This is a genomic window from Vibrio sp. 10N.261.46.A3 (assembly GCF_041472995.1).
In the GTDB taxonomy this organism is placed as follows: Bacteria; Pseudomonadota; Gammaproteobacteria; order Enterobacterales; family Vibrionaceae; genus Vibrio; species Vibrio coralliirubri.
Genome location: NZ_JBFRRH010000039.1, coordinates 21,883 through 34,529, shown reverse-complemented (window position 1 = coordinate 34,529; position 12,647 = coordinate 21,883). Strand labels below are relative to the sequence as shown.

The 12,647-nt window shown below is 43.2% G+C and carries 10 protein-coding genes; 5 read left to right on the top strand and 5 right to left on the bottom strand.

All coding sequences use genetic code 11. The annotated features are described in order from the left end of the window. Positions 1–1,980 (bottom strand): 5-dehydro-2-deoxygluconokinase, encoded by a 1,980-nt coding sequence (gene iolC, locus AB4484_RS11055; protein WP_372078091.1) that lies wholly within the window; start codon positions 1,978–1,980, stop codon positions 1–3. Positions 1,981–2,632: 652 nt separating this feature from the next. Here iolC and AB4484_RS11050 point away from each other — a divergent pair. The 4 genes from AB4484_RS11050 (at position 2,633) to AB4484_RS11035 (ending at position 7,456) form a co-directional block, all read left to right on the top strand. Beyond that, entirely contained in the window at positions 2,633–3,646 is a 1,014-nt protein-coding gene (locus AB4484_RS11050) for a sugar ABC transporter substrate-binding protein (RefSeq protein ID WP_372078089.1), read from the top strand. Between the two features lie 81 nt (positions 3,647–3,727). Continuing rightward, positions 3,728–5,221, top strand: coding sequence for a sugar ABC transporter ATP-binding protein (locus AB4484_RS11045; protein ID WP_372078087.1), 1,494 nt, complete (start codon positions 3,728–3,730; stop codon positions 5,219–5,221). Positions 5,222–5,259: 38 nt separating this feature from the next. Further along, the gene (locus AB4484_RS11040) at positions 5,260–6,276 is read left to right on the top strand and encodes an ABC transporter permease (protein ID WP_048612824.1); all 1,017 of its coding nucleotides are present in this window, start codon (positions 5,260–5,262) and stop codon (positions 6,274–6,276) included. Between the two features lie 346 nt (positions 6,277–6,622). Further along, positions 6,623–7,456, top strand: a complete 834-nt coding sequence (locus tag AB4484_RS11035) for a MurR/RpiR family transcriptional regulator (protein ID WP_372078085.1) — start codon at positions 6,623–6,625, stop codon at positions 7,454–7,456. A 65-nt stretch (positions 7,457–7,521) separates the two neighbouring features. Here AB4484_RS11035 and iolG read toward each other — a convergent pair whose 3' ends face one another. After that, positions 7,522–8,508: an inositol 2-dehydrogenase gene (gene iolG / locus AB4484_RS11030; protein WP_372078083.1), complete on the bottom strand. Its 987-nt coding sequence runs from the start codon at positions 8,506–8,508 to the stop codon at positions 7,522–7,524. 371 nt (positions 8,509–8,879) lie between these two features. Between iolG and AB4484_RS11025 the strand changes: the two genes are divergently transcribed. Next, positions 8,880–9,707: a sugar phosphate isomerase/epimerase gene (locus AB4484_RS11025; RefSeq protein WP_048613000.1), complete on the top strand. Its 828-nt coding sequence runs from the start codon at positions 8,880–8,882 to the stop codon at positions 9,705–9,707. A gap of 153 nt (positions 9,708–9,860) precedes the next feature. On the opposite strand, the gene AB4484_RS11020 is transcribed toward AB4484_RS11025, so the two are convergent. From AB4484_RS11020 to AB4484_RS11010, 3 genes are all read right to left on the bottom strand, one after another. Continuing rightward, entirely contained in the window at positions 9,861–10,706 is an 846-nt protein-coding gene (locus tag AB4484_RS11020) for a MurR/RpiR family transcriptional regulator (RefSeq protein ID WP_017111576.1), read from the bottom strand. Between the two features lie 75 nt (positions 10,707–10,781). Beyond that, entirely contained in the window at positions 10,782–11,609 is an 828-nt protein-coding gene (locus tag AB4484_RS11015; protein WP_048612821.1) for a class II fructose-bisphosphate aldolase, read from the bottom strand. A gap of 11 nt (positions 11,610–11,620) precedes the next feature. Next, positions 11,621–12,493, bottom strand: coding sequence for a 5-deoxy-glucuronate isomerase (locus AB4484_RS11010; RefSeq protein WP_050633230.1), 873 nt, complete (start codon positions 12,491–12,493; stop codon positions 11,621–11,623). Between the last annotated feature and the right edge of the window lie 154 nt (positions 12,494–12,647).

Here is a 12,647-nt window from a genome sequence, read left to right as displayed (position 1 = left end):
TTAGTTTGAAATCAATGAAGGTGCGCCTTGTGATTTAAGACGAGACTGTAAAGATGACTGACAAGATGTAGCTACATTGCGCTGTTGCCACGCTCTCACCAAGCTCGAATAGTTCGATTTGATTTGGGCAATGAGCTCCTGATCATTTATGTCATTCGCTAGCCACAGACTTGATGGCAATCCGAATATTGTTCGCCCAACCGCAAAGCCTTTTACCAGAGAACAATTTGCTGCGGCATTAAATCCTGCTTGTACCTCATCTAATTCCGCATCCAGCCCAAGAATCAATATGCCTCGACAATGTGGGTCATTGTCTTGTATCAACAACTCCACTTGGTTCCAGGACGACTCCGAAAGCGGCGGTAATTTCCACCAGTCAGGTTTAACACCAATGGAATAAAATTGATTCATCAACGTAAGATACTGCTTATCCCCCAAAGTCATTTCCTTAGGTAAAATAACCTCTAGCAGCAATTCGTGCCCCGATTGGCAACACGCGTCATAGACTTCTTTTACTGTCTTTTCTTGTGATAGACGCAAGACAATGTCATCGTCTGGGTGGCAAAAAACCAAACACTTCACAACATGTTCAAGTGGCCAAGTTCTCAACTGACTGCCGATGTCGCCATGCTCTAATTGCAAAGGTCTAGATCCAGGTTCTTCTACCGGTCTGCCAATCCAAGTACCTGTGCCGGTTGCAGTATTAAGGACTGGCTGACCAAAAGTACCATCACAAAGCAAGCCAAACTGTCCAGACAGATTCTCTTCTTGGCAGACATCTAGCGATGCCTTATAGATCAACTGCTTCAGTATCGAAATACGGTCAAGATCAGCGCCAACATCTTTCGCCATTTGTTCAAACTGACTACGGTGATCGAATGCCAAAATACATAATTCATCCCACTGAGTTTGACGTGTCGTAACTCGATGTAAATGGTTTAGTTGACTGTCTTGATCTGGTCGTAATACATCTTGAGCACGAGCTAAATAATTATCTAACTCTTCTTTAGTAGGCATAGCTGGCGCACAGCCATGGCGTGATACCACTAATGCACCACACGCGTTGGCATAAGCGCAAGCTTTCTCCCAACCTTCATCATTGAGGTAACCTCGTAGCAGGCCAGACATAAAGGCATCACCCGCACCAAGTACATTAAGAACATCCACTTTAACGCCTTCGACAGTGATACCTTCATCCAGTGAACCTGGCACATCGCTGGAAAAAACAGAACTACCCAACGCGCCTCTTTTGCACACGAGTTCAGCTTGACTAACAGTTCGAACCGACCTTAAAGCCGCAACTGTATTTGTGGAACCACCAGCTATATGAAACTCCTCTTCTGTACCAACAATAAGGTCGAAAAGGGGTAACACTTGCTGAAGTTGATGCGTAACCTCAGCAGAATCGATATAGCGAGTTTCGCCATCGCCAAGGCTAGTTAATCCCCAAAGAACGGGCCGATAGTCAATATCCAACGCAGTTTTAACACCGTGCTCTCGAGCATACTTTAAGGCGAGTAATACCGCATCTCGGGTCTGCGGGTTTGAAAGGTGAGTACCTGTAATCGCTAAGCATCGTGCAGAGGCTATGTAAGATTCTGAAATATCATCCACACTGAGTGCCATGTCGGCACAATTATCACGGTAGAAAATTAATGGAAACGTCTCTTCATCTTTGATGCCTAACAATACTAAAGCTGTTAAGCGTTCGCGGTCGGTGATGAGATGGCGAGTATCAACCCCTACGGATTGCAACTCCTCGCGAACAAACCGTCCCATATGCTCATCACCAACACGAGCAAGCATTGACGACTTTAATCCAAGCCTTGCTGTCCCATAAGCAACATTGCCCGACGATCCTCCTAAATATTTCGAAAATGACCCCATAGATTCTAATCGCGAACCAATTTGTTGCCCATATAGGTCAACCGCCACTCTCCCCAAACAAATCAAATCCAGTGTTTTTTCTTCTAACTGCATATCCCATTCCTTGTAGACAAATTGGTTCACTTATATTCAGCTTTCATCGCTTACGAAGAGCAAACTCTGCCACCTCTGCAAACTAACACTCAGCCATATAAATAAATCTCACCTGTAGACAGCTCCTTTATATGAAATAAAAATTCCAAAATCAAAGAAAAACGAAACATACAGTTCATTAAAGTGATCCAGTTTACATTTAATCGCAAAAGTAGACTTCAAACTCAGAAATAAAGAAAAATTCAGAAAATATTTTTCATTTAATTTTTCATGTAAGTGACTTCAATCACTATATTTTTTTAACAATTAAAATCAATAACTTAGCTATAAACAAAATAGAGATCATAATTTTAAACCAATTAAAATCAAAGACTTAATAAAAAACAAACTCAACACAAAACTTAACAACCACAAGATCTATGTAACAATTATAACAATTGCACATCATGTCTAATGGCTAAAAAAAAATTCTGAATATATAGTTACCCACGATTTAAATGAAAAATATTTTTCGCGAAAATTAAAATTTAAAACGCCTACGTAAAGGAATGAAAGTTGCCAAGTCTCTAGGAGAAAGAAAGCACTCTCAGAGATTCAATCACGAAATATTTTGTAATTGGCAGAAGCAGTGATAACAACAAGGAGACATAGCATGTCATCGATAACCAACACATTTTCAAAGTTCATACGTCGTTTTACTCACAAAACCACTCTCTTCCAAAGCTCGGCAGCAAGACGAGTAAAAACAGGGGTCATTGCAATAGGTTTACTCAGCCTCGTTGCCTGTGGTGGTGAAGAGACAAAAAGTGATGTCGTCACAATAGGTGTCGCGATTCCCAACTTCGACGATACATTTCTTGTAAATATGAAAGATTCCATGACGGCATACGCTGAAAAGCAACATAACGTTAAGCTCATTTTTGTGGATGCCAAAGAAGACACAGTGAAACAGCTTGGCCAAGTTCAAAATTTCATTATCCAACAAGTCGACGGCATCATTTTAGTGCCAGTTAATACTGACGCGACCCAACCTATGACGGACAAGATTCTAGATGCAGGAATTGAGCTCGTTTACCTCAACCGCCGTCCTTCTTACTTACCCGAAGGTGTAGCGTACGTTGGCTCTGAAGAGCTGCAATTTGGCAAAGAGCAAGCTAAGTACGTCGCAGATAAAAGTGAAGGTGGAAACATTGGAATTTTGATGGGGATGATGACAATTGAAGCTGCAATTCTTCGTACAGAAGGCGTCGAAGATTACTTCCAAGATAAGCCTGATTTCAACATCACTCGCAAACAAACCGCTCTATGGCAACGCTCGCAAGCAATGGTCGTAATGGAAAACTGGATCAATTCAGGAGACAAACTCGACGTAATTATTGCCAACAACGATGATATGGCTCTAGGTGCAATTCAAGCTCTGCGTGCTGCAGGGAAACTCGATGACACGATTGTTGTCGGCGTTGATGCGACTCCTGATGGCTTAATGGCAATTGAAAATGGCGCTCTTGATGCCACTGTATTCCAAGATGGTGGCGGCCAAGCTCGTGGCGCAATTGACGCCGCAATCAGTGGCATCACAAATCAGCCTCGCGAGAAAATCACTTGGATCCCTGCCGAGCTTGTTACCAAAGACAACCTCGAAGAATTCAAAGCTAAGCAAGGCTAACGACCTCTTCACTCATATGATCTATGTGCCAACCCACTAACAAGACTCGATACATAGATCATTTCAATCGGAGCAGTAAATATGAGTCAAGCCTTACTAGAAATGCGTGGAATATCAAAGTCATTTCCTGGAGTGAAAGCCCTTGATAATGTGCAACTCACATTAAAAGAAGGTCGTGTCATGGCCTTAATGGGCGAAAATGGCGCAGGGAAGTCCACCCTAATGAAAGTTCTTTTTGGTATTTACCAAAGAGATAGCGGCACCATCCATTATCAAGGTAATCCAGTTAACTTCAGTGGTGCTAAAGATGCCCTTGAAGCCGGAATATCGATGATCCACCAAGAGTTGTCCCCAGTACTTCACCGAAGTATCGCAGAAAACATTTGGCTAGGTAGAGAACCAACCAAGGGGCCACTGAACCTCATCGATCATCGCAAAATGTACAGTGACACAACCAAACTCTTGGAAAAATTGGACCTACACCTCGACCCTCGCACCCCCATGAGTGAGCTAACGGTAGCTACCATGCAGATGATCGAGATTTCGAAGGCCATTTCGTATCACTCCAAAGTGATCATCATGGATGAACCAACTTCGGCCCTGACAGGTAAAGAAGTTGACCACCTATTCGAGATCATAGAACTACTTAAATCTCAGGGAGTGGCGGTCGTATATATTAGCCATAAAATGGATGAAATATTCCGTATCTGTGATGACATCACGATCTTTCGAGATGGCAACTTTATTGGTGAAAGAGAAGCTTCATCGACTAATAATGACGAACTCGTTCACATGATGGTAGGGCGCGACCTTGGCGATGTCTATCCACCAATAACCGCCAAACCTGGAAAAGTAAGGTTGGATGTTAGAAACCTCTCTGTTGAAGGTCAATTCAACGACATTAGCTTCAAGCTACACGAAGGCGAGATCCTTGGTATTGCAGGTCTTGTCGGCTCAGGGCGTACCGAATTAATTGAAACTCTGTTTGGTGTAAGAAAGAAAGATGTTGGTGAGATTTGGATCAACGGCGATCAAGTAGAAATCAAAACGCCAACCGATGCCATCAATCACAAAATGGCCTTTCTAACAGAAGACCGACGTCACTCCGGGCTTTACTTAATGTTGGATATTTTTGCCAACACCTCCATTGCTCACCTTGATGCTTATCGTAACAAAGTCGTTAGCCTACTTGACGTAAGAAAAATGCAAAAAGACTGCTCAACGCAATGTTCGACTCTCAAAGTAAAAACGCCAGGTATGTCTGAAGCCATCGATAACTTGAGTGGTGGTAACCAACAAAAAGTATTACTCGCGCGCTGGATGCTAACTAAACCAGACATTCTCTTTCTCGACGAGCCAACTCGAGGCATTGATGTTGGCGCCAAATCTGAAATCTATAAATTGATGCGCCTACTCACCGGCATGGGTAAAAGCTTGGTCATGATCTCATCTGAGTTACCAGAGGTGATTGGAATGAGCGACCGTATTCTCGTCATGCACGATGGGCAATTTAAAGGTGAGCTCGACGGTCACGAAGCCTCACAACAGCAAGTCATGTCATTGGCGTTCAACTAAAAACAATAAGCTAATCCAACATATCAAGGAAAGTAGTTATGATAGCTAAACTTCTTCAAGCCACTTCAGAACAGCCCGAAACTGGCAAAAAAACACGTTTTTTATCCAAGTACGCGATCTACGTCGTCTTTGTCGGCATGTGTGTTGTCATGAGTATTCTGTCTCCGGTGTTTCTCACCGTTGCCAATTTACTTAATGTAATGACTCAGATGGCCAGTATCGGCCTGCTCGCCTTAGGTGTAACAATCATCATCATCACTCGCGGTATTGACCTTTCATCCGGCTCAGTACTTGCGGTTGCAGCTGTAGTCTCAGCCAGCACAGCTCAAACCCTCGATTGGGGCATGAGAATGTACCCCAACCTGCCTGAGCTGCCTGTTATTGTCCCTATTTTGGTGGCACTAGGTGTGGGGGCTCTCTGTGGCTTGATTAACGGCGCACTCATCGCCTATACAGGTATCCCCCCGTTCATTGCAACATTAGGCATGATGATCATAGCTCGCGGGGCTGCATTACTCTATTCAGACGGTCGCCCTATCAGTAGCTTAATCGATTCATACCAATGGATCGGACAAGGAAACATAGCGGGGATCCCCGTGCCCGTGGTGATATTCCTCGTTATGGCGTTGTTCACCTATGTGCTACTCAACTACACCAGGTTTGGTAAATATGCTTATGCAATCGGAGGCAACGAAACTGCAGCTTACGTATCAGGCATCAACGTCACCAAGTACAAAATTCTTGTCTACGTCTACGCTGGTCTTCTGGCTGGTATTGCTGCGCTTATCTTGACGGCTCGAATCAATTCAGGTCAACCCGGCTTAGGTAACATGTATGAACTAGATGCTATCGCTGCTGCCACTGTTGGTGGGGTATCGCATGCCGGCGGAATAGGAACAATCCAAGGAACTATCGTAGGCACCATGATTATGGGAGTACTACAAAACGGACTCGACCTACTCAATGTATCAGCCTATTGGCAACAAGTAGTAAAAGGCTTAGTGATTGTCGTAGCCGTTATTTTTGATATGAAGCGCCAAAAGAAAAGTAAATAAATACGTAGATGAGTTGCCGCTGTGCACTTTACGCTGACTTTAACATCTTGATTAAGAATACTGATGTGATACGCAAGAAGCGCTAAGCAATGGTATTAACTATAAATAAATCGCTCATACAACAAGTTGAATGTAGGGTCCTCAAATGAGGTTTTCCATGCCACGTAAGCTCATCACTCTCGTGGCATTTTTTTGTTTAGAGCGTGATTGTTATGTCTCTTTCTTAAATATCATCTAAAGTGAAATAAATATTTCATTTGCGCCAACTCGACTTCACATCATCTATCTACTCTGATATATAGAAAACCTTCCGGTCATCTTCGCCGTTAAACTTAGGATGTTGTTTATGCATGCAGCTACGAATCTCAACGAACTAGAGAACCAAATTCGTCTACAACACAGTACGTTGAGCAAACGACTACAACAAGTCGCGCAATATGTACTCGAAAATTCAAACAGCATTGCCTTTGACACCGTTGCCGTCATTGCCAAGGCGGCCGATGTTCCACCGTCGACACTAATACGCTTTGCAAATGCCTTTGGGTTTAATGGTTTTAACGAGTTGAAACAAATATTCCGTCAAAACCTTGTAGAAGAAACCGCCAGCTACACTCAACGTACGCGTTTAGTTAAGGAGCTCAATGATGGCAGTCTGCAAGAAGAGCCTGAAGATATTTTATACGAATTTGCTCAAGCCAACTCACATGCAATGATGCAACTTGCCAAGCTCACCTCTTCCGAGAAACTCAAGCAAGCAGTCGATGTTCTAGCCAATGCTGATAACATTTATCTAATTGGGCTAAGACGCTCATTTAGCGTGGCGTCATACCTCACATATGCACTACGTCATATCGAATGTAGAGCATTCCTTATCGATGGTTTAGGCGGGATGTTTGAAGAACAGGTAAGTATGGTTGGGCCTAATGATGTGGTTGTCTCAATTAGTTTTAATCCATATGCGGAAGAAACGATCAAACTGTGTGAAATAGCGTCTAAAGCGGGGGCCAAACAAATCGTGATTACCGATAATCAAGTCAGCCCACTGTCGGCATTCAGCGACGTGTGTTTTACAGTAAAAGAAGCCAGTGTCGATGCCTTTCGATCACAATCGGCTTCATTATGCCTTGCACAATCTTTGGCAGTATCACTCGCATTTAGAAAAGGCAGAACCCTCGATTAATTCTAAGTTCTGCCTTGCATAAGCCAGTAACACCTTACGAGTGGTTAAAGCTACAAACCTCTTGGTTAGAGTTTGACCGTTACTCCAGTGTTCATGGACTCTAAAGCAGCCTCAGCAAGCACAAGAGCAAACTCTCCATCTTTACCACTGCAAAGCGGCGCTGCTTCACCTGCTAGAATCTCAACGAAGTGATCCCATTCATTGATGTATGCTTGTTCGTAACGCTCTAAGAAAAAATGCTGCGGTTTCGCGCTAACACAACCACTTTCCCCCCAATACTGAACGAGATCCTCTTTCATATTGCCCGCTTGTAGTAAGCCTTTCTCGCCATGCAGTTCAAGGCGCTGATCATACCCATAACCAGAACGACGGCTGTTTGAAATAGTGGCCATCGCGCCCGATGGAAAATTCATAACGATAACAACAGTATCAATATCTCCAGCTTCACCAATAGCTTTATCAACCATACAACTACCGTGTGCAGTAATTGAGATTGGATCTTCTCCAAGGATAAAGCGTGCCATATCAAGATCATGGATACTCATATCGCGAAACATACCACCAGAAGCTTTAGCGTAATGTACCGGTGGTGGCGAAGGGTCACGAGACGTGATCAGCAACGATTCTGCCTTACCGATCACACCAGAACCTAACTGAGTTTTTAGCTTACGAAACTGAGGGTCAAAGCGGCGATTAAAACCAACCAACATTGGCACTGGATATTGTTCAATCACGCCCAAGCAATCACGAACACGGCTCAATTCTAAGTCGATAGGTTTTTCACATAAGATCGTCTTGCCATTCTTTGCCGCTAGCTCAATAAAATCAGCGTGTGTGTCGGTTGCAGAACCGATGCACACTCCATGGATATTGGGGTCAGCCATAGCCTCTTCAATTGTTTGGATTTTTGCATTGTATTGGCTTGCTAGTTGGTTAGCGCCCTCCACATATGGATCTACAATAGAATACAAGGTTGTTCTCGGGTGGTTATCAATATTAACCGCGTGAACTTTGCCAATGCGTCCCGCACCAAATAAAGCGATGTTAAACATACTTTCCCTCATGACGTAGAGTGGCTGCTTAAGTGAATAAACAACGATAGCTAAATACGGTCACATCTTAGTGACCCTCTGATTTCCAATTTATATTCCATTTTTCATTAATAGAACCCGTTACTCCGGAACAGAGAATTGACAGAAAAACCAACATAATGAAAAAATATTATCATCCAAACTACATGATAAAAGCTCACAAATCCACGCAATATCGACCAGTTAATAGCCATTTTTATTTTTACTTAATTAACATCACAGATAGAAGGGTCGATTGTGGAAAAAATTTATCACAAGGAGGATAATGGTCTTAACGCGATTAATTACGCCAACAGCACAAGCTTTTTTGGCGACTGACAAAGGACTACTTTATGCGCTATGCACTACACGGGATGTGTTCACTACATAATAATATTGTTAGCGATATCCGTTTGGCAAAAGAAACAGGCTATGACGGGTTAGAAATCCATACAGAAAAGTTGTGGCGATATATCAATGCTGGTTTAACAAGCCAAGACCTCAAAACAAGGCTAAACGACGCTAATATTGCGCCTTCTGCGATTGATATTATAGGTAGTGTGGAGAGTACGACCAAAGAAGCACAAAACCAGTTATTTAGAGATACAGAAATTCTGTGTGAATTTGCCAAAGACATTGGTGCGCCAACCATTCAATTAAACGCTTTCGAGGCGCTGACAGGCCTATCGGTTGAAGATAACATTCGTATTACTGCACAAAACATCCGCAATATAACCGATATCGGAAGAGAGCATGGAATCCGCTTCCAATACGAAGGTGCAGCATGGACCCCCATTGCTACGTTAGAGCAATATTATCAATTACATGATGCAGTCAACCGAGATAACTTTGGCTTTGTGCTCGACACTTGGCACTTCTGGGCATGCCGCGGGGCAACACCAGAAGACATGGCAAAGATCGATAAATCGCTCATTTACAATGTTCATCTTTCCGATGGACACCGCCCTGAAGTTGGTGCGCCTTGGGTCGATGAGAAAGAACTTAGAAATTGCTTGCTAGGCCAAGGAGAAATTCCACTACAAGAATGGACGTCAGCCATTCAAAGTACAGGATATGACGGGTTCTATTCTGGTGAGTTTCTCAATGATCAACTTTGGGAAGGCGATCATTACGAGACAGCCACTAGCATGCTTTCAGGCATGAAGCGTTTGTTCTCATAACCAGAACACTCCAATCATCCTGAGCTAAAAAAGCTGCCAATACGGTAGCTTTTTCTATGCTCGGCAGTCACTTTATTTAGATTTTTCGCAAACATGAAAAAAGCCGATAATTATCGGCTTTTTAGGGTTATCTAGAACATTCTGAGGTAAACGCTATTTAATCTCACGACACATCAAACTAACAGCTAATGTTTGAGCTAGGTACATCGAAGAACTCAGCGATCGAAAGCCCATCACCTCCCCTTCTTCCACTTCAAAACACACGTCCATCTTACTGCCATGCGCCATCATCTGGTTATCTGCGATCGCGATGATAGGGACACCTCGGTCATGAGCACACTCTATGACATTGCTGGTTTCCATTGCATAAGGGGCAAAAGTCACAGTAAGCAATACGTCTTTATCGTTCATATTACGGATCATAGGGGTCAGCATCCCTCCATGGTCATCAAGCAAGACAACATTGTTATCTGATTTCATAAGAGCATACCAAAGGTAAAAAGCAACCGGATAAGCTCGGCGCATCCCTTGTATATATATCGTTTCGGCTTGATCCATCAGGCTCACGGCTCTTTCAAGCTTCTGTGGTGAAACTGATACTTGTAATTTTTCTATCGCTTCAACGTTAGCGACACCGTAATCATTAAAAATAGCGGTTGGCGATTCTGGTTGATATGTTTCTTGGTCTCTTGCTTTGCGCACTCGGTCTTTATAATCCCGAGGTCTATTTAGATATTGGTCTCTAAACAGAGCCTGCATTTGGCTAAACCCACTAAAGCCCATCGCATTTGAAAATCGACTTAAGGTCGACAATGGGACATTGGCTTGTTCCGCAATGGTCGCCATAGTCTCAACGGCAACTAGCATAGGCTGGGCTAACACATAGTCCGCGACTTGCTGTAAGCGTTGACTCAAATTGTCATAGCGTTTGACGATTAACTCTTTCAGAGAGTCTAAATCACTAGGCACATGTACAATCTCGTTAGTTTCAACTTCCATACCTAACTTCTTTCCCGTTAAATATTGGTTTATAAATCAATAATACCCCAAGCTTTAACACTTGGGGTATTAATTCTAAGATAAAAGTTCGAAGTTTCGAATAGCTTCATCTTTTACGTACGGCATTGCTTTTTGCATAAAGTAAATTCTATCAAACTTCTCTGGTTCATCATTCATATAGCCGCGTAGATTGTTACCTAAGGCTTGACGTAAGCAGGTGCCGATATTGAACTTAGAGACACGACTTTGCTTAAGTCTCGCCATATCTTCGTCTCGAATCCCACTAGCCCCATGTATCACCAATGGTATCGTCACTTCGGCTGAAATACGGTCAAGTAAGCCAAAATCAATAGTGCATGTTGGTTCGGTTAGACGGTGGACATTACCGACAGAAATCGCCACGCAATCAGCACCACTTTCGCGAGCAAACCTGGCTGCATCAGCAGGGCTAGTATCTATTGTTTTGATATGGTCACGACCTTCATCGTATGGAACAGAACCTATCTCACCCTCTACCGAAGCGCCTAGTGCATGGGCAACATCCGCGACTTTGCGAGTTCGAGCGATGTTCTCTTCTAGGCTCAACTGTGAGCCATCGAACATCACCGAGCTAAAGCCGGCCTTTAATGCTCGATATACAATGTCTTCTTCATAGGTATGATCGAGGTGCAAACAAACTGGCACTGTACTTTTAGTCGCTAGACCTAAAAACATCGCCGCTGCCGTTTCTACCCCATAAAAATCAACGACATCTTTGTTACACGCTAAGATAACCGGTTTGTTCACTTCTTCCGCAGCCTCAACGACTGCACGAGCATCTTCAAAGCCAAAGACATTAAAACAGGGAACTGAATAATTTGATGCAGCTGCATCAGGTAATAAATCGTTTAAATTAACCAACATAACGTATCCCTCTACTTAAACTTGGCGATCATATCCTTGATGCCTGGAATGGTTTCAACTTGATATTCATGGTGAGGGTCAAAGTGCTGAATCAAAGACTTAGACGTTTTCCCTACGATGATGGTGAAGTAATACATTTCATAGCCCGGCGCAGCTACACTCGGGTGGTATCCCTTATCAATAGCTATTACTGAACCTGTGCGAACGTGATAAACAGGACCAAAATCGTCTTCATGTTCGTATAAAAACTGTGCGCCGAAACCAAAATCAGGATTGAAACGGAATTGATACACCTCTTCGTATAATGTCTCTTTGCTGCCATCTTCTTTGACACGGTCTTCATCATGTTTATGTGGAGGAAAACCAGACCAACCACCAGCGCCAACCGTAAATAGCTCACTGACAAGTAAACGGCCACGCTTGTCAGCATTACTTTGCCCAAGCACATGTTTGATCTTACGGTGTGTTTTCGTATCATCTGAGCCGTATTGAACCATTTCAACTTCATCAGCTCGAACGCAGAACGGTTCTAATGAGGCATCAAATTTACCACCTGCAATCATCACATCTGCGCTTTCACTTACACAATCAATGGTCGCTGTATAACCAAGCGGTACATAAACAGATTCAGGCTCACCGTCCCATACCGTGCGACGCTTACCTATATTATCAAAGACTTGAGGCTCATCGACACCGTTACTCACTGTGATACAACACGTACCACCAGCAAGTACAACCACCGACTCATACCCTTCAACCGTGTGAGTGTGTTGCTCACTCTGGCTTAAGTGAACCTGGTTGAAATAACAAAGTGGTGTAACCTCATCGTTAACATCAACGATTGGCTGGTTTTGATTATTAAATGGGGGTATATGCTTACCCATAATCCTTTCTCCTCATTCGTCGAGTCGTCGTTGCAACTCAACATAGTTCTTATTATTTAATTCAAAACGAATAAAAATGTCGGACCGAGATGGTTCGTAATCCAAAGCGTATTAATGGCTGAGAAAATTACCGATCCGACTGACTCATTCCTTG

What these genes read in the sequence shown, in the direction of transcription:
- iolC (WP_372078091.1), bottom strand. Translation starts at nt 1,980, where the DNA reads ATGCAGTTAGAAGAAAAAACACTGGATTTGATTTGTTTGGGGAGAGTG.
- AB4484_RS11050 (WP_372078089.1), top strand. Translation starts at nt 2,633, where the DNA reads ATGTCATCGATAACCAACACATTTTCAAAGTTCATACGTCGTTTTACT.
- AB4484_RS11045 (WP_372078087.1), top strand. Translation starts at nt 3,728, where the DNA reads ATGAGTCAAGCCTTACTAGAAATGCGTGGAATATCAAAGTCATTTCCT.
- AB4484_RS11040 (WP_048612824.1), top strand. Translation starts at nt 5,260, where the DNA reads ATGATAGCTAAACTTCTTCAAGCCACTTCAGAACAGCCCGAAACTGGC.
- AB4484_RS11035 (WP_372078085.1), top strand. Translation starts at nt 6,623, where the DNA reads ATGCATGCAGCTACGAATCTCAACGAACTAGAGAACCAAATTCGTCTA.
- iolG (WP_372078083.1), bottom strand. Translation starts at nt 8,508, where the DNA reads ATGTTTAACATCGCTTTATTTGGTGCGGGACGCATTGGCAAAGTTCAC.
- AB4484_RS11025 (WP_048613000.1), top strand. Translation starts at nt 8,880, where the DNA reads ATGCGCTATGCACTACACGGGATGTGTTCACTACATAATAATATTGTT.
- AB4484_RS11020 (WP_017111576.1), bottom strand. Translation starts at nt 10,706, where the DNA reads ATGGAAGTTGAAACTAACGAGATTGTACATGTGCCTAGTGATTTAGAC.
- AB4484_RS11015 (WP_048612821.1), bottom strand. Translation starts at nt 11,609, where the DNA reads ATGTTGGTTAATTTAAACGATTTATTACCTGATGCAGCTGCATCAAAT.
- AB4484_RS11010 (WP_050633230.1), bottom strand. Translation starts at nt 12,493, where the DNA reads ATGGGTAAGCATATACCCCCATTTAATAATCAAAACCAGCCAATCGTT.